Below are 23,270 nucleotides of genomic sequence, written 5' to 3' on the forward strand. Positions count from 1 at the left end.
CCTCCACCATGCTGCGCATGGTCCCCCTCCCCCTGTGGGGGAGGATTGGCATTCTTTTTGGGCCGCGGTCACAAGGCTGCGCCTTGTCGACCCGACGCGGCCTTGTCGACCCGACGCGGCCCTGTGGAACCGTTTGGCTAGGGAAAGCTTGAGTGTCTTGCACCGTTGGCGGGGGTCGCTCATGGTCCGCGCGGGGACGGTGGTCGTTCCGGGAAGAGTTTTGAGTATCGATGGTTAGTACATCCACGGGGCGGGACGGGGACGGGCCGGGCGCGAAAACCGGGTCGGGGCTGGTCAAGGCACCGACGGGCGTCATGGGGTTCGACGAGATCACATTCGGCGGACTTCCGGCCGGGCGGCCGACGCTGATCTGCGGCGGGCCGGGCTGTGGCAAGACGCTGCTGGCCATGACGGTGCTGGTCAACGGGGCGACGCTGTACGACGAGCCCGGCGTGTTCATGAGTTTCGAGGAGACCAGCGGCGACGTGGCCGCCAACGTCACCTCGCTGGGCTATGACCTCGATGGGCTGATCGCCGACGGGCGTCTGGTCATGGACTATGTCCGGGTCGAACGCAGCGAGATCGAGGAGTCGGGCGAATACGACCTCGAGGGGCTGTTCGTGCGGCTGGGCCACGCGATCAAGACCGTGGGGGCCAAGCGGGTGGTGCTGGACACGCTGGAGGTGCTGTTCGCCGGCCTGGGCGACACGCCGCTGCTGCGGGCCGAGCTGCGCCGGCTGTTCGGCTGGCTGAAGGCGCAGGGGGTGACCGCCATCATCACCGCCGAGCGCGGCGACGGCGACCTGACCCGGTACGGGCTGGAAGAATATGTCTCGGACTGCGTCATCCTGCTGGACAACCGGGTCGAGAACCAGATTTCGACGCGCCGCATCCGGGTGGTCAAATACCGGGGCTCGGCGCACGGGACCAATGAATATCCGTTCCTGATCGACGCCGAGGGCATTTCGGTGCTGCCGGTGACGTCGGCCGGGCTGGCCCATGCGACCTCGGACGAGACGGTGTCGACGGGGGTCGACGGGCTGGACGCCATGCTGGGGGTCGGCGGCTTCTATCGCGGCTCCAGCGTGCTGATTTCGGGCACGGCGGGGACCGGCAAGACCAGTCTGGCGGCGCGCTTCGTCGACGCGGCCTGCGCCCGGGGCGAGCGCTGCATCTATTTCGCCTTTGAGGAATCGCCGGACCAGATCATCCGCAACATGCGCTCGGTCGGTCTGGACCTGGCCCCGTGGGTCGAGGCGGGGCTGCTGAAATTCGATGCGGCCCGGCCCAGTCTGTACGGGCTGGAGATGCATCTGGCGCGGATGTATCGCGATATCGAATCGTTCAAGCCGACGGCGGTGGTGCTGGACCCGATCTCGTCGCTGCGCGGCGAACACGGCGAGGTCAATTCGGCGCTGCTGCGCATCATCGACCTGCTCAAGGCGCGGGGTATCACGGCGCTGCTGACCAATCTGGTGTCGGGCGGCCAGGCCACGGACACCACCGACATCGGCATGTCGTCGCTGATGGATACCTGGCTGTCGCTGGTCCATATCGAGACCAACGGTGAACGCAACCGCGGCCTCTATGTGCTGAAGTCGCGCGGCATGAGCCATTCTAACCAGATCCGCGAATACCAGCTGAGCGATGAGGGCATCGAGATGATCGAGGCCTATCTGGGCAGCGCCGGCGTGCTGACCGGTTCGGCCCGGCTGGCCCAGGAGGCGGCGGACCGTTCGGACACGGTGCGCCGCGCCCAGGCTACCCGCCGCACACTGCGCGAGATCGAGCGCAAGCGCAGCGTGGTCGAGCGTCAGATCGCCGAACTGCAGGCCGAGCTGGAGGCCGAAGAGGACGCCGTGCGCGAGGCCTTGGAACAGGATGAGGCCCAGGAGCGCTCCATCACTGAAGACAGGGCGGCCATGGCCGTGCGTCGCGGAGCCGCCGAATGACTCTCGAGGACCATATCGGCGACAACGCCGAGGAAGCGGTCGATGACGGCCACTATAATCTGCGCCTCTATGTGGCGGGGCAGACGGCCAAGTCGACGGCGGCGCTGAGCAATCTGAAGTCGATCTGTGAGGAACATCTGGCCGGGCGCTACCGCATCGAGGTGGTCGATCTGCTGGAGCATCCGCAGCTGGCAGCGGGCGACCAGATCCTGGCCGTGCCGACGCTGGTGCGCCGCCTGCCGCCGCCGCTGAAGCGGATCATCGGCAACCTGTCCAACACCGAGCGGGTGCTGGTGGGGCTGGACCTGCGTCCGGCCGATCAGTGACATGATGCTTGACCCCCAGCCCCCGCCGGCCGCCGAATACGCGTTGCGCCTCTATGTGACCGGCACGACGATGCGTTCCGTCAAGGCGATCACCAACCTGCGACAGGTGTGCGAGGAGCGGCTGGAAGGTCGCTATGAGCTGGAGGTGATCGACATCTACCAGGAGCCCGGCGCGGCCGCTGACCATCAGATCCTGGCGGCTCCGACCCTCGTCAAGATGACCCCCCTGCCCATGCGCCGGATCATCGGTGACCTGTCCGACCGGGGCCGGCTGCTGGCGGGGCTGGGGCTGGAGGCGCTGCCCGAGATCGGGGGCGAGCATTGAGCACGGGGCGTTCCCTTCCTCCCGCGACGATGCCGGACGCCGCTGATCTGGCGCAGGACAATGCGAGCCTGCGCGAGCGGTTGAGAGAGGCCGAGGAAACGCTCGAAGCGATCCGTTCGGGCGACGTCGATGCGGTGGTGATCGGCGGCGGGGACGGCCAGCCGCAGATCTATACGCTGGAGACCGCAGACCAGACCTATCGCATCCTCGTCGAACAGATGCAGGAAGGGGCCCTGACCCTGATGGCGGACGGGACGGTGCTGTACTGCAATCGCCGCCTCGCCGGCCTGCTCGGCGTCCCGGCGACCCGCGTGGTCGGCGCGCGGCTGCAGAACTTTGTCGCCGAGGCCGAGGTCGCCGCTCTCGAGGCGCTGATCGCTGCGGGTTCGGCCAAGGGCGAGATTGCGATCAAGGCGGCCCACGGCGGTGCGCTTCTTGTTCATTTCACCTTTTCCGAACTGGGAGACGCCGCGCCCGGCAGCCCCAAGGGGGCCCTGTGCTGCGTGGTCACCGACCTGACGGAACAGCGCCACACCGAGGGCCTGCTGCGCCAGAGCCAGAAGATGGAGGCCATCGGCCAGCTGACCGGCGGCGTGGCGCACGACTTCAACAACCTGCTGATGGTGATATCGGGCGGCCTGGATATGATGGCGCGGGGACCCGACCCGACGCGCCGGGAGCGTCTGCTTTCAGGCATGCGCAATGCGGTCCAGCGCGGCGCCGGCCTGACCCGGCAGTTGCTGGCCTTTTCGCGTCGCCACGCGCTGGAGCCGGAACCGATCGACATCGCCCGCCAGGTCGGCGAGATGCGCGAACTGCTGGATCGCTCGCTGAGCGGCGCGGTGCAGGTGAGAACGGCTTTCGCGCCGGACCTGTGGCCGGTGTTGGCTGATCCGACCGAGTTTGAACTGGTGCTGCTGAATCTGACGGTCAATGCCCGGGATGCGATGGCCGACGGCGGGCGTATCACCGTCGGCGGCGACAACCGCCGGCTCGCCGGTGAGGACGGCCTGACCGGAGAGTTCGTGCAGATCACGGTCGCGGACACCGGTGAAGGGATGCCGGAATCGGTGATCGCCCGGGCCTGCGAGCCCTTCTTCACCACCAAGGACATCGGCAAGGGGTCCGGTCTCGGCCTGGCCCAGGCCTATGGCTTCGCCCGGGAGTCCGGCGGAACCCTGAAGATCGAGAGTGAGGTCGGGGTCGGTACGACCATTTCGATCCTGCTGCCGCGTTCGCTCGCCGCCCCGGCGGCGGCGACGGCAACGTCCGAGCACGCCTTCACCGCGTTCGGCGCCATGCCCGGTTCGGTCGGCGTGGCCCTGCTGGTCGAGGATGACGTCGAGGTGGGCGTGCTGGTCGGCGAGATGCTGGCGCAGCTGGGCTATGAGGTGATCCGCGCCGCCAGCGCGGTGGCCGCCCTCGGGGCCCTGGCGGACGGTCGCACCATCGATCTGGTGTTCTCCGACGTGATGATGCCGGGGGGCATGAACGGGGTCGAACTGGCGCGCGAGGTTCGCCGGCGGCGGCCGAACCTGCCGGTGCTGTTGACCAGTGGCTTCGCCGAGTCGGTGCGGCGCGAGGTCGAATCGGAGGGCATTGCCTTGCTGCCCAAGCCCTATCGCATAGGCGACCTGGCCGAGGCGTTGGCCGCGCTCACGGACTGACGGGCGCTTCGGGTGCCGCCGCCTACGCGCAGCAGGCGCGTTGCTCCTGGATCGGCGGGCATTTGACGTCGCCGTAGGAGCAATAGACGCAACAGTCACCGCTGAGCGGCTTCAGCTGGGCTTCGCAGCCGGGGCAGTCGAAGAAATAGATGCAGGCGTCCAGCGGCATCTCGCCCGTCGTCTGCGTGCCGCAGTTCGGACAGGTGAGGGTTGAGGCGGTGAGGGCGGTCATCAGGGCTGTCTCCGGAGCAGGGCGTTGAGCAGCGGCGGCTCCAGCAGCGGTTGCCAGATCAGGGCGACCAGCAGCAGCAGGGTCGCCACCGCCAGCAGGATCACATTCAGTCGGGACGGACGCGCACAGCCCAGGTTGAGCCGGGACCGGTGCCACCGTCGCCATGTCATCAGCCAGCCGGCCGCGAGAACCACGGCAGCGGCCAGGGTCAGCCAGCTGCGCTGATCGGCCAGCACCGCGGTGCCGGCCAGGGTTATACCGGTGGCGGCCAGACCTAGCGGCAGCACACAGCAGGCGGCCCAGGCGAGGATCGCCGCGAGGGCGGCCCCGATGGCGGCGAAGCTCCAGCCGTCGACGGCGGCGGGGCGGGTGTTCGAGCCCGGGGACGGTTCGGACGGGTCGGCGGTCATGGGCGGTCTCCTGCTTTGAAATCCAGCCTGCACCCTGTAGTAACTACAGGTTCAAGCCCTTATTTCAGGAGGCGACCATGGCGCGACTTTCGATCGGTGCCCTGGCGACCGGAGCCGGCGTCAAAGTCGAGACCATCCGGTTCTACGAGCGGATCGGGGTCATGCCCGCGCCGGACCGGACCGAAGGTGGACACCGCAGCTATACCGACGCGCATCGTAAGCATCTGACTTTCATCCGCCGGGCGCGGGGGCTCGGGTTCTCGCTCGATGATGTGCGCGCCCTGCTCGGCCTGTCCGGGACCCGGGCCCTGTCGTGCAGTCAGGTCGAGGTGCTGGCCACCGCTCATCTGGCGGAGGTGCGGGCCAAGATCGCCGATTTGACGCGGCTGGAAGGGGTTCTGGATGAGACGGTCCGTCAGTGCGCGACCCATTCGGATCCCGCCTGTCCCCTGATCGAGATGCTGGGGGACGACCCCCGGCAGGGTCAGAGCATGGAGCCGATGTCGGAGGCTGCGGACGGATAGGCGAACATGGTCGACTTGAGGTCGGCCACCGTCAGCTCGTGCCGGATGGCCAGGGCGAAGATGTTGATGACCTCGTCGGCGGCCGGGCCGACCAGATGGGCCCCCAGAATCCGGTCCGTCTCCGGATCGACGATGGTCTTGTAGCCATAGACCGGCTGGGCCAGACGACGGGCGGTGAACCAGCCCGGCGTGTGTTCGCTTTTCACCGTCACCGGTCGGCCCAGGGTCCGGGCCTCGGCCTCGGACAGGCCGACGGCCGCGATCGGCGGCAGGGTGAAGGCCGCGCTGGGGACGCCACGGTAGTTCGGGCGACGATCGTTTCCCTTCAGCAGATTGTGGGCGACCACATGGCCGTCATGAGCGGAAACGGGCGTCAGCGGGGGGCCGGTCTCTGCCGCATCGCCCACGGCATAGACGGCTGGATTGGACTCACTCTGCAGCCATTCGTTCAGTTTGAGCCGACCGTCGTCGACGGCCACACTGCCCTCCGTCAGGCCCAGGTCATCCAGAGCCGGTCGTCGTCCGGCGGTGTTGACGACCAGATCCGCCTCGACGGTGGTGTCTCCATCCTGGCCCTTCGCGTGAACCCGGTAATCGTCTCCGCCCCGCTCAACCATGGTCGCCGTCGCGCCGAGACGAACGTCTATGCCGGCCGAGATGAATCCCTCGGTCAGCCAGCCGACCAGATCAGGGTCGAAACCGGTCAGCAGGCGATCACCGCGCTGCAGGATGGTCACCTGCGCGCCGGCCCGGGAGGCGATGTTGGACAGCTCGGCCGAGATGTAGCCGCCACCGATGAAAACGATCCGGCGCGGCAGGCGTTCGAGGTTGAGGAATTCCTCGCTGGTGATGGTCAACTCGTTGCCGGGAATGTCGAGGGCGACGGCCTCGGCCCCGGCGGCGATGACGATGTGGCGGGCCGATACTGCGGTACCGGCGACATCGAGCCGGTTCGGGCCAGTGAAGCGGGCCCGGCCATGCAGAACATCGACGCCGGCCTTGTCCCAGCGGGCCTCGTTCTTGTCGGGGACCGGGTCGGTGAAGCTGTGCTTGAAGCGCATCAGGTCCTGCCAGTCGATGCGGGTGTCGCCGGCGACGCCGTGGCCGTGAAGCCGGACCGCTTGATCAACGGCTTCGGCTCCGCTCAGCAACATCTTCTTGGGGTCGCAACCGCGCAGGGCACAGGTCCCGCCCAGCGGGCGGTGATCGATCATCACCACCGTCCAGTCCGCCTTGCGAACGCGACCGGCGACGACGGAGGCCGCGGTGCCGGAGCCGATGATGGCGAGGTCATAGTCCATAAGGTCGGAACGAACCTCTACCGGCTACGGGTTCCCGGGTTCGTTCCGATTTATGCGGCGGGGGGCAAAGTCACCCGTCCAGCAACACGTCAAAGCCGGCGAAGATCATGCGTTTGCCGTCAAACGGCATGGACATGGCGGACAGGCGTTCGTCCTGCATCATCTTTTCCCAGCCGGCGTCGCGGGTCGCCTTGTCGGGCCAGGTGATCCAGCCGACGGCGACGGTTTCATCGTCCTTGAGCTGAACCGCCTTTTTGAAATCGGTGACCTTGCCGTCCGGAATGTCCTCGCCCCAGGTCTCGGTGACCCGGGTCGCCCCGTTCTCCTTAAAGATCGGGGTGGAGGCGTGGGAATGCTCCAGATAGGCGGCCTTGTTGGCCTTGGGGACCGGGATGACGGTGATGTCGAGGAAGGGCATGGGAAGGTCTCCTTTTTTGGGTGCTATCGCTCGCGACGCGGTCGCTCGCTGCTTGATCACGGGGTTCAGCGCTAACACGAGCGACGCGGTCGCTCGTTGTTTGAGCGCGGGGGTTGGGCAGGCGGGGTCGTGGGGTTCAATCGGCTCCGTCGGCGGGGCCGGAGGGGGTGTCGACCGGCGCGCGCATGACACGGTCGATACGGCTGTCGGGCAACAGCGACACGTAGAAGGCTGCAGCCGCCTCGCCGTCGCCGTTGAACCAGAGACAGGGAACGATCTTGTCGGTCATTGCGCGGCCTCCGCCAGTTCGGCCAGCTGTTCCGTGACGGCGGTCCAGTCCTGTTCGAAACCCATGTCGCGGTGAGCCTGGGCGGCCTTCTCGTCCCAGTGTCGGGCGCGGGCGGTGTAGCGGGTGTCGTCGCCCTCGGGCTCGAAGGTGTCGGTGCGGATGAAATTCATCTCGCCCGGCTGCGGCACCCAGCCCTCGGTCATGGCGCTGGTCGAGACCAGTTTGCGGTTGGGGACCACCTCGAGGAAGACGCCGCGGTAGGGGTGACGCTCGCCCTCGGGCGAGGCCAGCACAACGTCGGCACGGCCGCCGGGACGCAGGTCCCAGTCGACCTCGGGCGTGGTCCAGGGACGGGGACAGAACCAGTCGCGGGTGCGTCCGGTATAGATGCGCCAGACGGTCTCGGGCGAGGCCTTGATCAGACGGGTGACGCTGAGTTCGTGGGGGTCGGACATGGATTGGGCTCCGGTTCAGGCGGCGTGTTCGGCGGTGGCGGCCTCGACGTCCAGCCAGGTGACTTCCCAGATGTGACCGTCGGGGTCGGCGACGCTGCGGCCGTACATGAAGCCGAGATCCTGTTTGGGATTGGGGTCGGCCTGGCCGCCCGCGGCACCGGCGGCGTCGACGACGGTGTCGACCTGGGCCGCGTCATCGGCCGACAGGGCCAGCAGCACCTGGACCGAGGCGTGGGCGTCGGCGATCGGTCGGGCGGTGAATTCGGCGAACCGGCTGTGTGTCAGCAGCATCACGTAGATGGTGTCTGAGAACACCATGCACATGGTGCGCGCGTCGCTGAACTGCGGGTTCTGCGTCGCCCCGGCCGCCTCATAGAAGGCGATCGAACGGGCCAGGTCGGTGACCGGCAGATTGACGAAAATCATGCGTGACATGGGGGCTTTCCCTTCCTTCTGATTTGCCATTCGTGCCACCATCGGTTAGGAATGGCAACCATGAAGTTAGAAAAAATAACCAAGGAGGTTTCCGGATCTGCAGGGGCGTCGCGTCGCTGGTATGACGACGCCTGTGGCACGGCCCACGCGCTGGAGCTGGTGGGCGAGCGGTGGTCGCTGATGATCCTGCGCGAGATGATGTTCGGACCGCGTCGGTTCGGCGATATCCGCGCCGCCCTGCCGGGAATCAGCGCCAATGTGCTGACACAGCGGCTGGAGACGCTGGAGCGGCACGGCATCGTGGAGCGATCCAAACTGCCGCCCCCGGCCTCGGTGCAGGTCTATGGGCTGACGGAATGGGGCTATGAGGCGGATCAGCTGCTGATGGTGCTGGGCGGATGGGCGGCGCGCTCACCGGATCACGATCCGACCCTGCCGCTGTCGAAGACGTCGCTGATGCTGTCGTTCCGGACGATGTTCCAGGCCGATGTGGCGGGTGAGGCGGCGATGACCGTCGGCTTCCAGCTGGGCGAGGAAAGTTTCCGCGTCCGCATCGCCGGCGGTGTGCTGACGCCGGTGCGGGGCGAGATCGACGACGCCGACGTGACCTTCGTGACCACGCCGGAAGCGATGGCGGGCTATGTCTACGGCAAGGTGCCGCTGGAGGCGCTCGAGGCGGGGGGCGCGATCCGGATCGCGGGCGACCGTGCCCTGGCTGAAGCGTTCCAGACCTTCTTCACCCTTCCGCCCAAGGCCGGGTGCTGACTCGTCAGGGGTTGTCGGCGATGGCCCGCAGCGCGGCGATCAGGACCGGGTCATCACGGCCCTCGACGCGCGGTGTCGGGATCAGGATGTCCGGTGTCACGCCGGCCGCCTTGAGGGTGCCGTTGGGCCGGATGATATGGCCCTTGGGGAAGCCCACCGTGATGCCGGTGCGGGGCAGGGTGAAATGCTCCATGGCCCCGTAGGTCGTGGCCAGATCGGCCGTCGGCTCGCCCAGCACCCGGCCGAAGCTGTAATCCTGGATGACGGCGGCGACATTGACGGCGTTGGAAAACGAATAGCGATCCACCAGCACCCAGACCCGACCCGCGTACCGACCCGACGGTCGCGGCTGGATCAGGGGGACGTCGTAGTGAATGACGTCGCCGGGCTGAGCCGTGGCATAGGCGGCGGCCAAGCGCAGCGAGGTGTCGTCGCCCGCGCCGGCTCCGGCTGCGACCCGCTCGGCATTCTCGGCCACGGCCTGGGGGCTGACCTTGATCCGCAGGTCCGAGGCGAAATGGAAGGGCTGGTCAGCGAACCAGGCGATCATGGCATTGCTGAAGCTGTCGTAGCCGCCCGGGTTCTGCCGGAGATCGATCAGCACATCGCCGGCCCCTGCCGCGATGAAGCTCGCGAACGCCTCATCGATGAAGGCGTGAAAGGTGGTGGCGTCAAAGGAGTCCGCGCCGGGCGTGGCGTTGTAGAAGGGGCCCGGTCGCAGATAGGCGATGCCACCGTCCATGAGGCGCGCGATGCGGTCGGAATGATCCAGTGACAGCGTGCCTGTGCCCGGGTTGGCGTCGGCGAAGGTCTGGGTTTCGGCCATCGTCAGGGCCGGGATCTCGACCTCCACCTGTCGTCCATCCGGCTTCTGCAGCGTGATCCGGAACCGTTCGGGTGAGCCGGCTTCAAGCCAGAGCAGGGGCCGGAACATCAGCTCCACCAGAGCCTGATTCAGGTAGTCGGTGTCGGCGGAAATGTTGCGCCCCAGACGGGTCAGCCAGTCCGACGCGGAGATGCCGTTCAGGCTCACGATCTCGTCGCCGGGGTCGAGTCCGGCAATTCCCGACTGATTATCCTCAATGTAGATGTGCCCGTCATCGATGGCGACGGTGATCGGAATTGCTGTGCCGCCCGCCTGACGGTAGGTGCCGAAATCCTCACCGGGGAAGGCGATGTTGGCATGGGCCACGCGGCCCGCGGCGACGAACCGCTGAAAGCGGATGCGGATATCGAACAGGCTCAGGGGGCGGTCGAATGACGCCAGGGTCTGCTGATACAGACGGTCATACTCCGCCTGTGGCGTGTGGACATAAAGATCGTAGTGGGCCTGACGCAGGCCGCTATACAGGGCTTCGAAATCGGCCCGGATCACGGCGGCCCCGATCGTATCGGTCGCAGGCGGTGATGCGTCAGACCGGGGCGTGGCCCGGGCGACGGTCGTTAAGGTCAGAGACAGAACGGCCACCAACAGGCCCGTCAGCAATTTCGGCATCATCGCTCCCCGGAAAAACGTGCGGAACCGGTCGGTGACGGGTTCGCGATGGTGCTCTTCTGTTCGGCACAGGCCTATAAGGGAATGATGGAAACATCCTGTTTTCCTGATGAAGCCCGCCCGGACGCGATCCGGCCGGAGACGGCCGTGGTGGCCGGTGGCGCCCCCTTTCGCCTCGGCGAGTGGACCGTTGAGCCGGCGCTCGGGCGACTGTCCCGTAACGGTGAGGTCCGGGCCGTCGAGCCGAAGATGATGGATGTTCTGGTGCTGCTCGCGTCCCGTCCCGGACAGGTGTTCGGGCGGGAGCGGATTTTCGCGAGCGTCTGGCCGGGGGTCACCGTCGGCGAAGACACCCTGACCCGCTGCATCTCGAAGCTTCGTACCGCGCTGGGTGATGAAGCCCGGCAGCCGCGCTACCTCGAAACCATTTCCAAGCGGGGCTACCGGCTGGTCGCTGCCGTCGAGCCCGTGGGCTCCGGCGCAGAACCGGTGGCCCGGCCTGCCCGGGTAGGCCATCGGCGACGATGGCTGATTGCGGCCGCCGGACTTGTCGGGGCCGGGCTGGTCGTAATCGGTGCCCTGGCCCTCGGTCCCGGGTCCACAGCGACACCGGACGGCGCGGAGGCCGCGCGGCTGACCCAGCAGGCCCACGACTTCTATTTCCAGTACAGCCGGGCGGATAATCAGGCGGCCCGGACGTTGTACGAAAGGGCTGTCGCGCTTGATCCGGATGCGTCATCGGCTCTGGCGGGACTGTCCAACACCCTGGTCCAGACGGTGATCCGCTGGCCGGGCGATCCGGGGGAGACCGAATTCAGTCGCACGACGCTGGGTGCGGCCATGGCCACGGGTCGAACCGGCACGCCGGCGGCTCTGGCCCGACTGAACCGCGCGCGATCGCTGGCCGAGCGGGCGGTAACCCTGAAACCGGATGATGCCTTCGCGCAGCAGTCTCTGGGCCTGGTTGCAGCCGCCCAGCAGGATTTCGAGGTGGCACGAATGGCTTACGACCGGGCGATCGCGCTCGATCCCGACGCCTGGGGGGCGATGATCAACCGGGCCGATTTGATGGAAATTCAGGGGGACCGGACGGGCTCCATCGTCTGGTTCGAGCGTGCCTATGCGGCCATGAGCCGGGTTCATGAAACCCAGGCCCCCCGGGTCCGCCCCTGGCAATCCGAGACCGGTATCCTGATCGCCCGACGCTACGAGGAGGCAGGACGGCCAGACGCGGCCGAGACCTGGTATCGCCGGGTTCTCGCCGCGACCCCGTTCCACCCGGCGGGCACATCCGGGCTGGCCGCGCTGCTGGATCGCCAGGGTGACCGCTCCGGGGCGCGTGAGCTCTGTCGAACCTATGTGGAGCGGATCGGCCCCAATCCGGGGTGCGCCTCAATTCTCGTGGACTAGGTGGTTCGGCCTCCGTCCGGTCAGGCCAGCATGTCGAGCAGGGTGCCGGTCATGTCATCGGCGGTCTTGAGCACGGCGACATTGGCCTTGAGGGCGACCTCGGACTGGAGGCGTTCGACGATCTCTTCGGCCAGGTTGTCGAGCGGGGCGGCGGCCGTGCGCCGGGCGCTGGCGTCGAAACGGTCGGTGGCGGTGGCGATACCGCCGGCGGCGATGGCGAAGGCTTGCATGGGGCGGCTCCCGGTGGGCTGAGGGCCATTGTGGCCGACACGGGCTGAACAGGATGCCTACAGGCATGGTGAATGGCTGGACGAGCAGTGTTCGGCCAATGGACTCGCGGGGCGGGGCGCGGCATCCTGCGGGCCTGCCGTCGAGGAGTGTCGCCATGATCAGCCTGGCCCATCTGAAACGCCGTCTGGGCCAGTATGCGGCCCTGTGGGTCGGTGGCTTCCTGCTGACGGGGGCGGCGGTGCTGGCGGGGCTGGTGTTCACCGACCTGATCGTGGCGGTCGACATGGTGCTGCCGGTGACCCTGGCGGCCGTGCTGCTGGCGATGGGGGCGGGTCTGGTGCTGAGCCTGATGTCGGGCGAGACGGTCGGGACCAAGCTGATCCTGCTGGTTCTGGCGCTGCTGCTGGTCCTGCCGCTGCTGTGGGGACCGATGGCGGCGGCGGTGTCGATCGCCTTCGTGCTGGACCGGTCGATCGAGTATTCGCAGACCTATGCGGCGGTGCAGATCGGCATTTCCCGGCTGCTGTTGCCGCTGACCGGGTGGGTGTTCGGCGGGGCGCTGGTCGATACGGTCTGGGCCTTCTTCCAGGGGGTGGCCTCGGTGATCGGGGTGGTCTCGGCCTGGGTCAAGCTGTGGCCGCTGCTGCGTCGCCTGCTGGGGCCGGAGCCGGTGCGCGAGGGGTGAGGGCCGGTGCCCGTCTGCCGCGATATTAATCCGGACTTCATCGCTCGCGTGCATGAGGGACGATGGACTGGATATTGCGATGAATCTCTCGGTACTCGGCTTTGATGCGGCGTTCGATCAGACGGCCGTTGACACCCGCAAGCAGGCCGGCGGCCGTATCGTCATCAGCGTGCTGGTATTCCTGACCGGTCTGACCGCCATTCCGCTGGCCTCGCTGCTGGTCTGGATGACCATCTATCTGATCGGTGACACGGCGCTGTGGATCTCGACCGATCCGCAACGACAGGCCCGAGGTCCGGTGTTCTTCCGCAGTGTGCGGCTGGTGGCGACGGCGGTGTCGACCTGCGCCTGGGTGACGATCGGCTGGCTGTGGTGGTGGGCACCGGGTGAGACCAGCCGGGTAGTGGCGGTGGCCCTGACCAGCGGCGTGCTGCTGTACGTGGTGCGCGGCTGCCACCGGTCGCTGGTGCATATGCTGACAACGGGCGTACCGCCGGCGGTGACCTTGCTGGTGCTGCCCTTCACCGTACCGAATTTTACCAATGAGCTCGGCCTTATCTGGTCGATGGCGTTGATCGTGGCCTTTGCCGCCAGCTCGGCCCTGAACGCCTGGAAGACCGACCGGGCGCTGCAGGTGACCAACCGCGCCCTGGCCGATAAACGGCAGGAGGCCGAGGCGGCCAGTGTCGCCAAGTCGGAGTTCCTGGCCAATATGAGCCACGAGATCCGCACCCCGCTGAACGGCGTGCTGGCCATGGCCCATGTGCTGGACGAGGCCGACCTGCCGCCGCGTGAGCAGGAGGCGGCGCGGATGATCTGTAGTTCGGGCGAGATGCTGGAGCGGCTGCTGTCCGACATTCTCGACCTGGCCAAGGTCGAGGCGGGACAACTCGAGATCGAGTCGGCCCCGTTCCATGCCGGCGAACTGGTCCGCACCGTCGCCGCCCTGTGCCGTCCGCGCGCGGACGAAAAGGGCCTGCCGATCCAGGTCGAGATCGATCCGGCGACCGACCGGGCCTATTCCGGAGATGCGGTGCGGGTCCGGCAGGTGGTCATCAATCTGGTGTCCAATGCGGTGAAATTCACCGCGGCGGGCGAGGTGCGACTAACGTTGACGGCGGGGCCTGAAGGGCAGCTGCGCTTCGCGGTTTCGGACACGGGCGTCGGCTTCGAACCGGCGGTTAAGGCCCGTCTGTTCGACCGGTTCCAGCAGGCCGACGGCTCGATCACGCGTCGCTTCGGCGGCAGCGGTCTGGGCCTGGCCATATCCAAACATCTGGCCCAGATGATGGGCGGCACCATAGACTGCGACAGCACGCCCGGCACCGGTTCGGTCTTCTGGTTCGAGGTTAGCCTGCCGGTCACCGAGGCCGCCGAAGCGGAAGCTGCGGCACCCCTGTCGGGTTCAGCCCATGCCATCACGCGCGTGCTGGTCGCGGATGACCATCCCACCAATCTTCGCGTCGTCGAGATTATCCTGAGGGGCGCGGGCATGGAGGTCACGGCGGTGACCAACGGCCTTGAGGCGGTGCAGACCCACGCCGTCGGGGTCTATGACCTGATCCTGATGGACATGCAGATGCCGGTGATGGACGGCATGACCGCGGTGGCTGAAATCAGGGCCGCCGAGGCGCGGACGGCCGGTTCGCGCACACCGATCATCATGCTGACGGCCAACGCCATGCCGGAACATGTGAAGGCCGGTCGGCTGGTCGGCGCGGACGCCCATCTGGCGAAGCCGATCACCCCCGCGTCGCTGCTTCAGGCCATCAACGCCGTCTCGATCGGGGAGACAGCGGTCCCGGACGTCGCCGTGGCGGTCTAGTGGCCGGGCGCTTGCCTCGGGCCGGGGCGAGGGGCATTCTTCGACGATGAGCACGCAACAGCCGGCGGGCGGACGCTTCCAGACCTTTTCGGCCTTCTATCCCTACTATGTGCACGAGCATTCGAACCGGACCTGCCGCCGGATTCACGTGGTCGGCACGGCTCTGGTCATCGTCATCTTCATCACCGCCCTGGTGACGCGCAACGGCTGGTGGCTGCTGGGCATGCCGCTGGTCGGCTACGGCTTCGCCTGGGTCGGGCATTTCTTCTTCGAGAAGAACCGCCCGGCGACGTTCAAATACCCGCTGTGGAGCCTGATGGGCGACTGGCGACTGTTCTTCGAGACGGTCAGCGGCCGGCGCAGATTCTAGACCATTTTTGTTTCGGGTCGGATCGACCCGAATCCAAAAAATGGTCCAGATTCAAACTGGAGCGAAATCTGAGCCGGATTGGAGTGCGTCCAACCCGACCGACTTCACTCTAGCGCGGATTACGGTTGGCAGGGTCCTGGAAGAAATACAGGCTCAGCAGGAAGACGGCCACGGCTTCGCGATCCGGTGACCCCTGCGGCGGCAGGTAGAAGGCCGGGCGCATGCGGTTGATGTCCAGCCCGCCGATCTCGACGCCGTCGCGGGTGACGACATAGCCCATCACCTGACCGCCGCCGAAGGGCAGGCCACCGATCCGGTGGGTCTCGGCCCGCAGGGTGACGCCGTTCCACGTCAGGGTCCCGGCGCGCTGGGGCTGCTGCAGGCGGCGCAGGAAGGTGCCGCGCGACAGGGCCAGCCCCATGCCCGCATCGGCCGGGGCCGCGCCGCCATACTCGCAGTCATAGCTGATCGGCTCGCGGTCGAAGGTGATGCCCAGAATCTCGCGGTGGCTCTCGCCGCCGCCGCAACTGGCCGTCACCTCGCCGCCGGGCAGGTTGATGGAGAATTCCGCCGTGGCCATGTCGCGCGACTGCCACGGCAGCCGGGTGCTGGACGAACGCATCGCGGTCGAGCCGGTGAACTCGCCGACCTCATAGCCCGGCCGGAACAGGCTGGGCCCGCGACGGCTGCGGTAGCCCAGCTGTTCGGTGCGCTCGGTCATGGGGGCGGTGACGGGAGCCGCCCGGGGGTCGGTCTGTGACGGCTGTGGAGTCTGGGCGAGGGCGGCGGCGCTGAGCGCCAGGGCCGCGATAACCGTTGTCGCCGGGAAAACGTACCGCATCGTCACCTCCGTCAAGCGGAGGCCTATTGTAGCGGTCGGTGGCAGAACATCAATATTTGAACTGGTCGCTGAGACCGGAGGCCGGTATCAGCCCGCGTCGGCGCTGTCCCAGGCGGGCGGGCAGCCGTCGAAACGGCCGGCCTCGGCGATCGACAGGGTGCGCATGTTGAGGCGCATGATCGGCTGCATCGAGCCGCGGCCGTGGCCGGTGTAGAGGTCGACCTTGGCCCCCTTGATCGCGCCACCGGTGTCGGAGGCGTACCAGTAACCGTCGTGCACGGTGCCGTCGGCGAGGCGCAGGCCCACGGTCTCGCGGATGAACAGCCGGGTGCGGCGCGGGATGACGCGGGGATCGACGGCCACGGTGCGCATCGGAATTGGACGGCAACCGAGCGAATCGTTGCCCGTCGCGCCACCACCACCGGCATGATAGAGGCGCGCCGAGGCGCGCCAGTCGGGATCGCCGGCCATCAGTTCGATCTGTTCAGGACTGAGGTCGGTGACGGAACCTTCTGCCGCTGCGGCGGTTTCAGAGGCGACCACGGAGTCGTAGGACGCAGGTCCCGCGACGGCCGGAAAAGCCAGGGCCCAGATAAGGGCCAGTGCAGCGGCGGCAGCCGTCATGGATTCGACTCGTCGTGACCTCGGCCTGACGCGCCGATGGCGGGTTTTTGCTGTGAAATGTGGCAAAATGACAGACACGGAAACGGGCTGCGACGGTCTGTCCACAACTGATGCTTATCCTTTTTCCGTTCTGAGGGGCCCTGGCTCGGGTGGCTGGAGGCGGTGACCGGCATCGTTTAGACCCGGACTCTCGATGTTCCGGAGCCTGCCCATGCGTGACCACCCCGCCGTACCGTTGACCGGCTATGACGCGATCGATCCGGCGGCGGCGCTGGCGGCGGTGACGACCTTTCGCGAGACCATGGCCCGGCGGCGCACGGTGCGCGATTTCTCGGACCGGCCCGTGCCGCGCGCGGTGGTCGAGCAGGCCCTGCTGACCGCGGGTTCGGCCCCGTCGGGGGCCAATCACCAGCCGTGGTTCTTCAGTGTCATCGACAGCCCGCAGGCCCGCGCCCGCATCCGCGCCGCCGCCGAGGCCGAGGAGCGGGAATTCTATACCGAAAAGGCCCCGCAGGAATGGCTGGACGCGCTGGCCCCGCTGGGCACCGATCCCGACAAGGGGTTTCTGGAAGTCGCTCCAGTGCTGATCGCCATCTTCGGCCAGAAGCGCGGCGGGCCGAAGCCGGGTGACGACAAGAAGAACTACTACGTCACCGAGAGTGTCGGCATCGCCACCGGCCTGCTGATCGCGGCCCTGCACCAGGCCGGACTGGCGACCCTGACCCACACGCCGGCCCCGATGAGCTTTCTGGCCGACATCTGCGGTCGCCCGGTCGGGGACAAGCCGTTCCTGCTGCTGGTGGCCGGACATCCTACCGCCGACGCCACCGTGCCGGTCGCGGCGCTGGACAAGAAGCCGCTGGACGCCATCGCCGCCTGGATCTGAGTCTAGCGCCGCTCGGGGCGGCCGCCCGGGGTCCAGTCGGGCCGGAAGTCGCTGTCGGCCAGCCAGCGCAGCGGCGCGACCAGCGACTGGATGGCCCGGGTCATGAAGGGGATGTCGAGGTTGGCGATGTCGTCCCCGGCCGTATGATAGGTCGGGGTCACGGCCCAGCCCGAGATGGTGTGGGCGACCACGCCGCGCACGGCCAGCTGGTAGTTGTCGGAGCGTTCGAAGAAATTCTGCTCGGGATACAGGTCCGGTGCGATCAGGGCGCCCTGATCCCGCAGGGCGGCCCCCAGCGTCGAGCGCTCGAACCCGGTCATCATCATCACCCCGTCCGGCATGTTCGGGTCCTGGGCCCCGATCATCTCGATTGCCAGATTGGCGACGATATCGCTCAGGGGCACGGGCGGATGATCGCCGAACCAGTGTGAGCCGAGGCCCCCGACCTCTTCACTGCCATAGGCGACGAACAGGATACCGCGCCGGTGCGGCTCGCCGTGCGACAGGGCTCTAGCCAGTTCCAGCACGGCGGTGACGCCTGAGGCGTCGTCATTGGCCCCGTGCATGATGGTACCGTCAGCGCGCACGCCCAGATGATCCAGATGGGCCGCGATCAGGATGACGCCCGCGTCGGGGTCGGTGCCCGGCAGCCAGCCGATGGCATTGGTGGTCACGGTCTCCTCGATATGGGCCGGGCCGGGGGCCCAGACCGCGCCGGTGCCGGGCATCAGCGCCATCCGGTCGTAGATGGCCGTCGGCACCACCAGCACGGTAAGGGGCGGGCGCGCCTCGGCTCCGGCCAGGGCGACGGTCGGGCGAGCGGATGACGCCCGGGCCACGGCATCGCGCAGGGTCGCGGTCTCGCGCAGGATCACCAGCCGGCTACCCCGGCGGTAGGCGGCGTTGATCCAGCCGCCGACCGCAGGCCCCTCGGGCGGGGTGATCATCACGATCTCCGATTCGGGCAGGGTCGCGGGATTCGTGCCGGTGAACACCTCGACCGGTCCGCGCATCGCTGCGTCACCGCCGGACAGCAGGCCCAGCCCCCCGCCCCGGGACAGGACCATGCCGCCTATGGCGAGGTTGCCCGTGGCCGACGGCGTGGTGCGGACCACGGGGGCCGTCTGGGTGTAGCCGTCCATGCCCGGCGCGGGCTTCAGGCCGAAGCCCTGGAACTGCGACGCGACATAGGCGGCGGCCACGGCTTCGTCGTGGGTGGCGCTGCCGCGTCCGCGCAGGGCGTCCCCGGCGAGGAAGGCCTCATGGGCGGCGACCCAGGCTGGATCGACCACCGGTGGGGCGGTCTGGGCCCGGACCGGGGCGGCCAACAGGGCCAGGGCGGCGGCGGCAAGGATGAGGCGGCGCGGGAACATGGAAATCTCCGGGATGATCGCTGATCCCTCACCCGGGCGACGGGCCGCGGTCAAGATGGGGCAATAATCCGCTGGACGCGGTGACGGTGCGGATTTACCCCGACCGCAGTCGTCCTGACGCGGAGATCTCTGATGAAGCGTATCGCCCTCGCCCTGTCCGCTGCGCTGACGCTGGGCGCTGCCGCCCTGATGGTACCGGCCGGCGTGTCCGCCTGGGGCAATACCGGCCACCGGTTGATCGGCGTGGCCGCGATGCGGGCCCTGCCGGACGAACTGCCCGCCTTTCTGCGCACGCCCGGGGCTGTGGCCGAGGTCGGCGAGCTGGCGCGCGAACCAGACCGGACCAAGGGGGGCGGTCAGCCGCACGACCGCGAACGCGACACCGCCCATTTCATCGACATGGATGAGAGTGCGCAGGTGATGGATGCGCGCGGTATGGCCATCGACGCCCTGCCGCGCCTGAAGTCGGAATATGATGCGGCGCTGACGGCGGCGGGACTGGACGTCGATGACGCCGGCTATCTGCCCTATGCCATCTGGGACGGCTATCAGCAGCTGGTGCGCGACTTCGCCACCTGGCGGGTGCTGAACGCCGCTGAGGCACGCGAGAGCGATCCCGGCAAACGGGCCTGGTACCGTGAGGACCGGCTGCGCCGCGAAGCCCTGATCCTGCGCGACATGGGCTATCTGGGTCACTATGTCGGCGACGGCTCGCAGCCGCACCACACCACGATCCACTACAATGGCTGGTCGCGGGATGTGCCCAATCCGGAGGGTTTCACCACCTCGCGCCAGACCCACGGCGACTTTGAGGGGGCGTTCACCGCGCGCGTCGCCCGTCTGGATGCGGTGGAGCGGGCCATGGCCGCCCCGCGGCTGGACGGGTTCGACATGCGCACCCGGGTGCCCGCCTATCTGAAAACCACGCTGGCAGAGGTCCGGCCCTTCTATGTGTTGGAGAAGGCCGGCGGCTTCCGCGAGTCCGACGCGCGTGGGGCGGCCTTTGTTACGGCGCGGCTGGCGGCCGGAGCGGGCGAACTGCGCGATTTGTTCATCTTGGCCTGGCGCGACTCCGCTGACGACTCGATCGGCTGGCCGACCGTCAAGGTGGCCGAGGTCGAGGCGGGCACCGCCGATCCGTGGCTGGCCATGTACGGTGAGGACTGAGTTCGGGCTTTTCTTTTCCGCTCATCCCGGCGTAAGCCGGGACCCAGTGCTTTTGGGCAATCGGACCTGGGCGATCGCAGTAACGGTCGCCCTGAAACACAGGCGTCAAGCTGGACAGGACTGGGTCCCGGCTTTCGCCGGGATGAGCGGAATTGAGTGAACCTTCCCCACCAGTGGTGATTCTCGACAAGTCGCAGATGGCCGAGAACATCGGCGCGGTGGCGCGGGTGATGGCCAATTTCGGCCTGACCGACCTGCGTCTGGTCCAGCCGCGTGACGGCTGGCCGCAGGAGCGGGCCTGGGCCATGGCTTCGGGCGCGGACTGGGTGCTGGACGGCATCAAGGTGTTCGACAGCGTCGCCGACGCCGTGGCCGACTTGCACACCGTCTATGCGGCCACGGCCCGGTCGCGTGGCACGCGCCAGCCGGTGCGCACCCCGCGCGAGACGGCGCGGGTGCTGTATGATGACCGCACCTCGGGCCTGGGCGTCGGCCTGTTGTTCGGCGGCGAGCGGGCCGGGCTGGAGACCAGCGACATCGCGCTGTGCCAGGGCATCGTTACCATCCCCATCGATCCGCGCCATCAATCATTGAATCTGGCCCAGGCCGTGGCCATCAACGCCTATGAGTGGCGCACCCTGATCCTCGACGCCCCGCCGCCGCGCTTCCGCGAAGGCGAGCCCCCGGCCACGGGCGAGACCCTGCTGGGGATGTACGAACATCTGGAGCGGGAACTGGACGCCGGTGGCTTCTTCCACCCGCCCGAAAAGCGGCCGTCGATGGTGCAGAACCTGCGCGTCATGCTTGGCCGCGCCGCCTTCACTGACCAGGAGGCGGCGACGTTCCGGGGGGTGATCACGGCGCTGTCGAAGGGCCGCGGCCGGGTGCTGGCCAAGCTGGCGGCTCAGAAATCCTCCCCCAACGGGGGAGGGGGACCGCGAAGCGGTGGAGGGGGCTGAACCTATCCGTCGGCGGTGCGGGCAGGCCCCCTCCGTCACGACGCTGCGCGTCGCGCCACCTCCCCCTGAAGGGGAGGATCAGATCAGGTCGCTGAAAAATCCCGGCACCACCTCGGTCGCCGGACCATAGCGGCCCTCGTCGAATCGGCTGCGACCCAGTGACGGTTCCAGATTGAGTTCGACCGTCCGCGCCCCGGCCCGGGCGGCCGTCTCGACGAAGCCGGCAGCGGGCCAGACCGCACCCGACGTCCCGATCGAGATGAACAGGTCACAATGCGCCAGTGCCGCCTCGATCCGGTCCATCTGCAGCGGCATCTCGCCGAACCAGACGATGTGCGGCCGCAGCCGGCCTGCCGGGTGGTGGGGCGAGGCCTCGTCCGTGGCCAGGTCGCCGGGCCAGTCGCAGACCCGGCCGGTGGCGGTGCAGACCGCCTTCAGCAGGTCGCCATGCATATGGATCAGGTCGAACCCGGGCCCGGGCGGCGTCGCGGCATGGGCCCGGTCGTGCAGGTCGTCGACATTCTGGGTCACCAGCAGAATCTTGCCGTGCCAGCGCGCCGCCAGTTCGGCCAGGGCCTGATGGGCGGCATTGGGGTGCACGGTCGGCAGCTGGCGGCGGCGGTCATTGTAGAAGGCCTGGACCCGGGCCGGGTCGCGGGCGAAGGCCTCGGGCGTGGCCACATCCTCGATCCGGTGCCCCAGCCAAAGACCGTCGTCGGCCCGGAAGGTGGGCACGCCACTCTCGGCCGAGATGCCGGCTCCGGTGAGGATGACGAGGTTTCTGTGGGTCATGCGCCATTAGAGCCCTTCTCCCCTTGCGGGAGAAGGTGGCCCGCGCAGCGGGTCGGATGAGGGGTTACATCGACGATCGAAGAGTCTTGAATCTCACGGCGACCAGTGCGACCCCTCACCCGTCAGTCCGGGCTGCGCCCGGCCCGCCACCCTCTCCCGCAAGGGGAGAGGGAAAGTGATCGGAGCCCGCCCCATGAAAACCCGCGCCGCCGTTGCCTTTGAGGCCAAACGTCCGCTGGAGATCGTCGAGGTCGATCTGGAGGGGCCGCGCGCCGGGGAGGTGCTGGTCCAGATCATGGCCACCGGCATCTGCCACACCGACGCCTATACGCTGGACGGGCTGGACAGCGAGGGCCTGTTTCCCTCGATCCTCGGCCATGAGGGTGCGGGCGTGGTGGTCGAGGTGGGGCCGGGCGTGACCTCAGTGGAAGTCGGCGATCATGTGATCCCGCTGTACACGCCGGAATGCCGCCAGTGTAAAAGCTGCCTGAGCCGCAAGACCAATCTGTGCACCGCCATCCGCGGCACCCAGGGCAAGGGGCTGATGCCCGACGGAACCAGCCGGTTCAGCTACAAGGGCCAGGCGATCCATCACTATATGGGCTGTTCGACCTTCTCGAATTTCACCGTCCTGCCCGAGATCGCAGTGGCAAAGATCCGCAAGGACGCGCCGTTCGACAAGGCCTGCTACGTCGGCTGCGGCGTGACCACGGGCGTGGGCGCGGTGGTCAATACGGCCAAGGTCGAGCCGGGGGCCAACTGCGTGGTGTTCGGTCTGGGCGGTATCGGCCTGAACGTGCTGCAGGGTCTGAAGATGGTCGGGGCCGACATGATCGTCGGCGTCGACGTCAACCCGGATAAGGAGGAGTGGGGCCGGCGCTTCGGCATGACCCATTTCGTCAATCCGAAAGAGGTGACCGATGTGGTCGCCCATCTGGTCGAGCTGACCGGCGGCGGGGCCGACTACACCTTCGACTGCACCGGCAACACCACGGTGATGCGTCAGGCGCTGGAGGCCTGCCATCGCGGCTGGGGCGAGAGTATCGTCATCGGCGTGGCCGAAGCGGGCAAGGAGATTTCGACCCGCCCGTTCCAGCTGGTCACCGGCCGGGTCTGGCGCGGTTCGGCCTTCGGCGGGGCACGCGGGCGCACCGACACGCCGAAGATCGTCGACTGGTATATGGACGGCAAGATCGAGATCGACCCGATGATCACGCATACGCTGCCGCTGGAGCGGATCAATGAGGCGTTTGACCTGATGCATGCGGGCGAGAGCATCCGGTCCGTGGTGGTGTTCTGATACCCAGCGCTTGTCATCCCGGAAGCCGCGCAGCGGCTATCCGGGACGCATCGTTCAGTCGGCTCGTAGGTCCGGTCGCCGGGCGAACCGGACCAAGCGTGAATATCGCATAGCCTCTACGGCTTAAACCGGCTCCCGGTTCAGCCCTGCGGTCTGACCGGGAGGGTCGATAAGATTTGTCTTCGTCCCGGATAGCCGCTGCGCGGCTTCCGG

Annotated in this window: 27 protein-coding genes; 14 read left to right on the forward strand and 13 right to left on the reverse strand. The window is 67.7% G+C overall.

Annotated features, from left to right (window positions below):
• Positions 1–230 precede the first annotated feature (230 nt).
• The 4 genes from kaiC to AAC067_RS04005 are packed head-to-tail and all read left to right on the forward strand — an operon-like array spanning position 231 to position 4,270.
• Positions 231–1,952 (forward strand): circadian clock protein KaiC, encoded by a 1,722-nt coding sequence (gene kaiC / locus AAC067_RS03990; protein WP_339929798.1) that lies wholly within the window; start codon positions 231–233, stop codon positions 1,950–1,952.
• Entirely contained in the window at positions 1,949–2,278 is a 330-nt protein-coding gene (locus tag AAC067_RS03995; RefSeq protein WP_339929800.1) for a circadian clock KaiB family protein, read from the forward strand. The genes kaiC and AAC067_RS03995 overlap by 4 nt, the downstream gene beginning before the upstream one ends.
• Before the next feature lies 1 nt (position 2,279).
• On the forward strand, positions 2,280–2,603 hold the full coding sequence (locus AAC067_RS04000) for a circadian clock KaiB family protein (RefSeq protein WP_339929802.1): 324 nt from the start codon (positions 2,280–2,282) through the stop codon (positions 2,601–2,603).
• 29 nt (positions 2,604–2,632) lie between these two features.
• Positions 2,633–4,270 (forward strand): ATP-binding protein, encoded by a 1,638-nt coding sequence (locus AAC067_RS04005; protein WP_339929804.1) that lies wholly within the window; start codon positions 2,633–2,635, stop codon positions 4,268–4,270.
• A gap of 22 nt (positions 4,271–4,292) precedes the next feature.
• Here AAC067_RS04005 and AAC067_RS04010 read toward each other — a convergent pair whose 3' ends face one another.
• Together AAC067_RS04010 and AAC067_RS04015 are read right to left on the reverse strand one after the other, a co-directional pair.
• Positions 4,293–4,502 (reverse strand): GDCCVxC domain-containing (seleno)protein, encoded by a 210-nt coding sequence (locus tag AAC067_RS04010; protein WP_339929806.1) that lies wholly within the window; start codon positions 4,500–4,502, stop codon positions 4,293–4,295.
• Positions 4,502–4,912, reverse strand: coding sequence for an MFS transporter permease (locus AAC067_RS04015; RefSeq protein ID WP_339929808.1), 411 nt, complete (start codon positions 4,910–4,912; stop codon positions 4,502–4,504). Before AAC067_RS04015 ends, AAC067_RS04010 begins: the two co-directional genes overlap by 1 nt.
• Positions 4,913–4,989: 77 nt before the next feature.
• On the opposite strand from AAC067_RS04015, the gene AAC067_RS04020 reads away from it, so the two are divergent.
• Positions 4,990–5,436, forward strand: a complete 447-nt coding sequence (locus tag AAC067_RS04020; RefSeq protein ID WP_339929810.1) for a helix-turn-helix domain-containing protein — start codon at positions 4,990–4,992, stop codon at positions 5,434–5,436.
• On the opposite strand, the gene AAC067_RS04025 is transcribed toward AAC067_RS04020, so the two are convergent.
• The 5 genes from AAC067_RS04025 to AAC067_RS04045 all read right to left on the reverse strand — a co-directional run bounded on the left by AAC067_RS04025 (position 5,397) and on the right by AAC067_RS04045 (position 8,334).
• Positions 5,397–6,737, reverse strand: a complete 1,341-nt coding sequence (locus AAC067_RS04025; RefSeq protein WP_339929812.1) for an NAD(P)/FAD-dependent oxidoreductase — start codon at positions 6,735–6,737, stop codon at positions 5,397–5,399. The two genes, AAC067_RS04020 and AAC067_RS04025, sit on opposite strands and share 40 nt — an antisense overlap.
• Positions 6,738–6,807: 70 nt before the next feature.
• Complete coding sequence (locus AAC067_RS04030; RefSeq protein WP_339929814.1) at positions 6,808–7,155, reverse strand: DUF1428 domain-containing protein; 348 nt, start codon at positions 7,153–7,155, stop codon at positions 6,808–6,810.
• 136 nt (positions 7,156–7,291) lie between these two features.
• Entirely contained in the window at positions 7,292–7,444 is a 153-nt protein-coding gene (locus tag AAC067_RS04035) for a VOC family protein (protein ID WP_339929816.1), read from the reverse strand.
• Positions 7,441–7,899: an SRPBCC family protein gene (locus tag AAC067_RS04040; protein WP_339929818.1), complete on the reverse strand. Its 459-nt coding sequence runs from the start codon at positions 7,897–7,899 to the stop codon at positions 7,441–7,443. The genes AAC067_RS04035 and AAC067_RS04040 overlap by 4 nt, the downstream gene beginning before the upstream one ends.
• 15 nt (positions 7,900–7,914) lie before the next feature.
• Positions 7,915–8,334: a VOC family protein gene (locus AAC067_RS04045; protein WP_339929820.1), complete on the reverse strand. Its 420-nt coding sequence runs from the start codon at positions 8,332–8,334 to the stop codon at positions 7,915–7,917.
• Between the two features lie 60 nt (positions 8,335–8,394).
• On the opposite strand from AAC067_RS04045, the gene AAC067_RS04050 reads away from it, so the two are divergent.
• Positions 8,395–9,099 (forward strand): winged helix-turn-helix transcriptional regulator, encoded by a 705-nt coding sequence (locus tag AAC067_RS04050; protein ID WP_339929822.1) that lies wholly within the window; start codon positions 8,395–8,397, stop codon positions 9,097–9,099.
• Positions 9,100–9,103: 4 nt separating this feature from the next.
• Here AAC067_RS04050 and AAC067_RS04055 read toward each other — a convergent pair whose 3' ends face one another.
• Positions 9,104–10,597, reverse strand: coding sequence for a S41 family peptidase (locus tag AAC067_RS04055; RefSeq protein ID WP_339929824.1), 1,494 nt, complete (start codon positions 10,595–10,597; stop codon positions 9,104–9,106).
• 147 nt (positions 10,598–10,744) lie between these two features.
• Between AAC067_RS04055 and AAC067_RS04060 the strand changes: the two genes are divergently transcribed.
• A complete protein-coding gene (locus tag AAC067_RS04060) occupies positions 10,745–12,004 on the forward strand; it encodes a tetratricopeptide repeat protein (RefSeq protein ID WP_339929826.1) in 1,260 nt (419 codons plus the stop codon).
• Between the two features lie 20 nt (positions 12,005–12,024).
• On the opposite strand, the gene AAC067_RS04065 is transcribed toward AAC067_RS04060, so the two are convergent.
• Entirely contained in the window at positions 12,025–12,234 is a 210-nt protein-coding gene (locus AAC067_RS04065) for a flagellar hook protein FlgE (protein WP_339929828.1), read from the reverse strand.
• A gap of 155 nt (positions 12,235–12,389) precedes the next feature.
• Here AAC067_RS04065 and AAC067_RS04070 point away from each other — a divergent pair, with 155 nt between their 5' ends.
• From AAC067_RS04070 to AAC067_RS04080, 3 genes are all read left to right on the forward strand, one after another.
• The gene (locus AAC067_RS04070; protein ID WP_339929830.1) at positions 12,390–12,920 is read left to right on the forward strand and encodes a hypothetical protein; all 531 of its coding nucleotides are present in this window, start codon (positions 12,390–12,392) and stop codon (positions 12,918–12,920) included.
• 79 nt (positions 12,921–12,999) lie between these two features.
• On the forward strand, positions 13,000–14,745 hold the full coding sequence (locus AAC067_RS04075; protein WP_339929832.1) for an ATP-binding protein: 1,746 nt from the start codon (positions 13,000–13,002) through the stop codon (positions 14,743–14,745).
• Between the two features lie 46 nt (positions 14,746–14,791).
• Positions 14,792–15,115, forward strand: a complete 324-nt coding sequence (locus AAC067_RS04080; RefSeq protein WP_339929834.1) for an Mpo1-like protein — start codon at positions 14,792–14,794, stop codon at positions 15,113–15,115.
• A 109-nt stretch (positions 15,116–15,224) separates the two neighbouring features.
• Here AAC067_RS04080 and AAC067_RS04085 read toward each other — a convergent pair whose 3' ends face one another.
• On the reverse strand, positions 15,225–15,956 hold the full coding sequence (locus AAC067_RS04085; RefSeq protein ID WP_339929836.1) for a hypothetical protein: 732 nt from the start codon (positions 15,954–15,956) through the stop codon (positions 15,225–15,227).
• An 87-nt stretch (positions 15,957–16,043) separates the two neighbouring features.
• Complete coding sequence (locus tag AAC067_RS04090) at positions 16,044–16,580, reverse strand: 3D domain-containing protein (RefSeq protein WP_339929838.1); 537 nt, start codon at positions 16,578–16,580, stop codon at positions 16,044–16,046.
• A gap of 211 nt (positions 16,581–16,791) precedes the next feature.
• Between AAC067_RS04090 and AAC067_RS04095 the strand changes: the two genes are divergently transcribed.
• Positions 16,792–17,466: a nitroreductase family protein gene (locus tag AAC067_RS04095; protein ID WP_339929840.1), complete on the forward strand. Its 675-nt coding sequence runs from the start codon at positions 16,792–16,794 to the stop codon at positions 17,464–17,466.
• 2 nt (positions 17,467–17,468) lie between these two features.
• Here AAC067_RS04095 and AAC067_RS04100 read toward each other — a convergent pair whose 3' ends face one another.
• Entirely contained in the window at positions 17,469–18,839 is a 1,371-nt protein-coding gene (locus tag AAC067_RS04100; protein ID WP_339929842.1) for a M28 family peptidase, read from the reverse strand.
• A 132-nt stretch (positions 18,840–18,971) separates the two neighbouring features.
• Here AAC067_RS04100 and AAC067_RS04105 point away from each other — a divergent pair, with 132 nt between their 5' ends.
• Positions 18,972–20,006 (forward strand): S1/P1 Nuclease, encoded by a 1,035-nt coding sequence (locus AAC067_RS04105; protein ID WP_339929844.1) that lies wholly within the window; start codon positions 18,972–18,974, stop codon positions 20,004–20,006.
• Between the two features lie 152 nt (positions 20,007–20,158).
• Positions 20,159–20,965: an RNA methyltransferase gene (locus AAC067_RS04110; protein ID WP_339929846.1), complete on the forward strand. Its 807-nt coding sequence runs from the start codon at positions 20,159–20,161 to the stop codon at positions 20,963–20,965.
• Between the two features lie 78 nt (positions 20,966–21,043).
• Here AAC067_RS04110 and AAC067_RS04115 read toward each other — a convergent pair whose 3' ends face one another.
• Positions 21,044–21,757, reverse strand: coding sequence for an NAD-dependent deacylase (locus AAC067_RS04115; protein ID WP_339929848.1), 714 nt, complete (start codon positions 21,755–21,757; stop codon positions 21,044–21,046).
• Positions 21,758–21,950: 193 nt separating this feature from the next.
• Between AAC067_RS04115 and AAC067_RS04120 the strand changes: the two genes are divergently transcribed.
• On the forward strand, positions 21,951–23,057 hold the full coding sequence (locus AAC067_RS04120; protein WP_339929850.1) for an S-(hydroxymethyl)glutathione dehydrogenase/class III alcohol dehydrogenase: 1,107 nt from the start codon (positions 21,951–21,953) through the stop codon (positions 23,055–23,057).
• Positions 23,058–23,270: the final 213 nt, after the last annotated feature.

This window comes from uncultured Brevundimonas sp., from assembly GCF_963977465.1.
Lineage (GTDB): Bacteria > Pseudomonadota > Alphaproteobacteria > Caulobacterales > Caulobacteraceae > Brevundimonas.

Coding starts and splice junctions, on each gene's coding strand:
- kaiC (WP_339929798.1), top strand. CDS start 231: ATGGTTAGTACATCCACGGGGCGGGACGGGGACGGGCCGGGCGCGAAA.
- AAC067_RS03995 (WP_339929800.1), top strand. CDS start 1,949: ATGACTCTCGAGGACCATATCGGCGACAACGCCGAGGAAGCGGTCGAT.
- AAC067_RS04000 (WP_339929802.1), top strand. CDS start 2,280: ATGATGCTTGACCCCCAGCCCCCGCCGGCCGCCGAATACGCGTTGCGC.
- AAC067_RS04005 (WP_339929804.1), top strand. CDS start 2,633: ATGCCGGACGCCGCTGATCTGGCGCAGGACAATGCGAGCCTGCGCGAG.
- AAC067_RS04010 (WP_339929806.1), bottom strand. CDS start 4,502: ATGACCGCCCTCACCGCCTCAACCCTCACCTGTCCGAACTGCGGCACG.
- AAC067_RS04015 (WP_339929808.1), bottom strand. CDS start 4,912: ATGACCGCCGACCCGTCCGAACCGTCCCCGGGCTCGAACACCCGCCCC.
- AAC067_RS04020 (WP_339929810.1), top strand. CDS start 4,990: ATGGCGCGACTTTCGATCGGTGCCCTGGCGACCGGAGCCGGCGTCAAA.
- AAC067_RS04025 (WP_339929812.1), bottom strand. CDS start 6,737: ATGGACTATGACCTCGCCATCATCGGCTCCGGCACCGCGGCCTCCGTC.
- AAC067_RS04030 (WP_339929814.1), bottom strand. CDS start 7,155: ATGCCCTTCCTCGACATCACCGTCATCCCGGTCCCCAAGGCCAACAAG.
- AAC067_RS04035 (WP_339929816.1), bottom strand. CDS start 7,444: ATGACCGACAAGATCGTTCCCTGTCTCTGGTTCAACGGCGACGGCGAG.
- AAC067_RS04040 (WP_339929818.1), bottom strand. CDS start 7,899: ATGTCCGACCCCCACGAACTCAGCGTCACCCGTCTGATCAAGGCCTCG.
- AAC067_RS04045 (WP_339929820.1), bottom strand. CDS start 8,334: ATGTCACGCATGATTTTCGTCAATCTGCCGGTCACCGACCTGGCCCGT.
- AAC067_RS04050 (WP_339929822.1), top strand. CDS start 8,395: ATGAAGTTAGAAAAAATAACCAAGGAGGTTTCCGGATCTGCAGGGGCG.
- AAC067_RS04055 (WP_339929824.1), bottom strand. CDS start 10,597: ATGATGCCGAAATTGCTGACGGGCCTGTTGGTGGCCGTTCTGTCTCTG.
- AAC067_RS04065 (WP_339929828.1), bottom strand. CDS start 12,234: ATGCAAGCCTTCGCCATCGCCGCCGGCGGTATCGCCACCGCCACCGAC.
- AAC067_RS04070 (WP_339929830.1), top strand. CDS start 12,390: ATGATCAGCCTGGCCCATCTGAAACGCCGTCTGGGCCAGTATGCGGCC.
- AAC067_RS04075 (WP_339929832.1), top strand. CDS start 13,000: ATGAATCTCTCGGTACTCGGCTTTGATGCGGCGTTCGATCAGACGGCC.
- AAC067_RS04080 (WP_339929834.1), top strand. CDS start 14,792: ATGAGCACGCAACAGCCGGCGGGCGGACGCTTCCAGACCTTTTCGGCC.
- AAC067_RS04085 (WP_339929836.1), bottom strand. CDS start 15,956: ATGCGGTACGTTTTCCCGGCGACAACGGTTATCGCGGCCCTGGCGCTC.
- AAC067_RS04090 (WP_339929838.1), bottom strand. CDS start 16,580: ATGACGGCTGCCGCCGCTGCACTGGCCCTTATCTGGGCCCTGGCTTTT.
- AAC067_RS04095 (WP_339929840.1), top strand. CDS start 16,792: ATGCGTGACCACCCCGCCGTACCGTTGACCGGCTATGACGCGATCGAT.
- AAC067_RS04100 (WP_339929842.1), bottom strand. CDS start 18,839: ATGTTCCCGCGCCGCCTCATCCTTGCCGCCGCCGCCCTGGCCCTGTTG.
- AAC067_RS04105 (WP_339929844.1), top strand. CDS start 18,972: ATGAAGCGTATCGCCCTCGCCCTGTCCGCTGCGCTGACGCTGGGCGCT.
- AAC067_RS04115 (WP_339929848.1), bottom strand. CDS start 21,757: ATGACCCACAGAAACCTCGTCATCCTCACCGGAGCCGGCATCTCGGCC.
- AAC067_RS04120 (WP_339929850.1), top strand. CDS start 21,951: ATGAAAACCCGCGCCGCCGTTGCCTTTGAGGCCAAACGTCCGCTGGAG.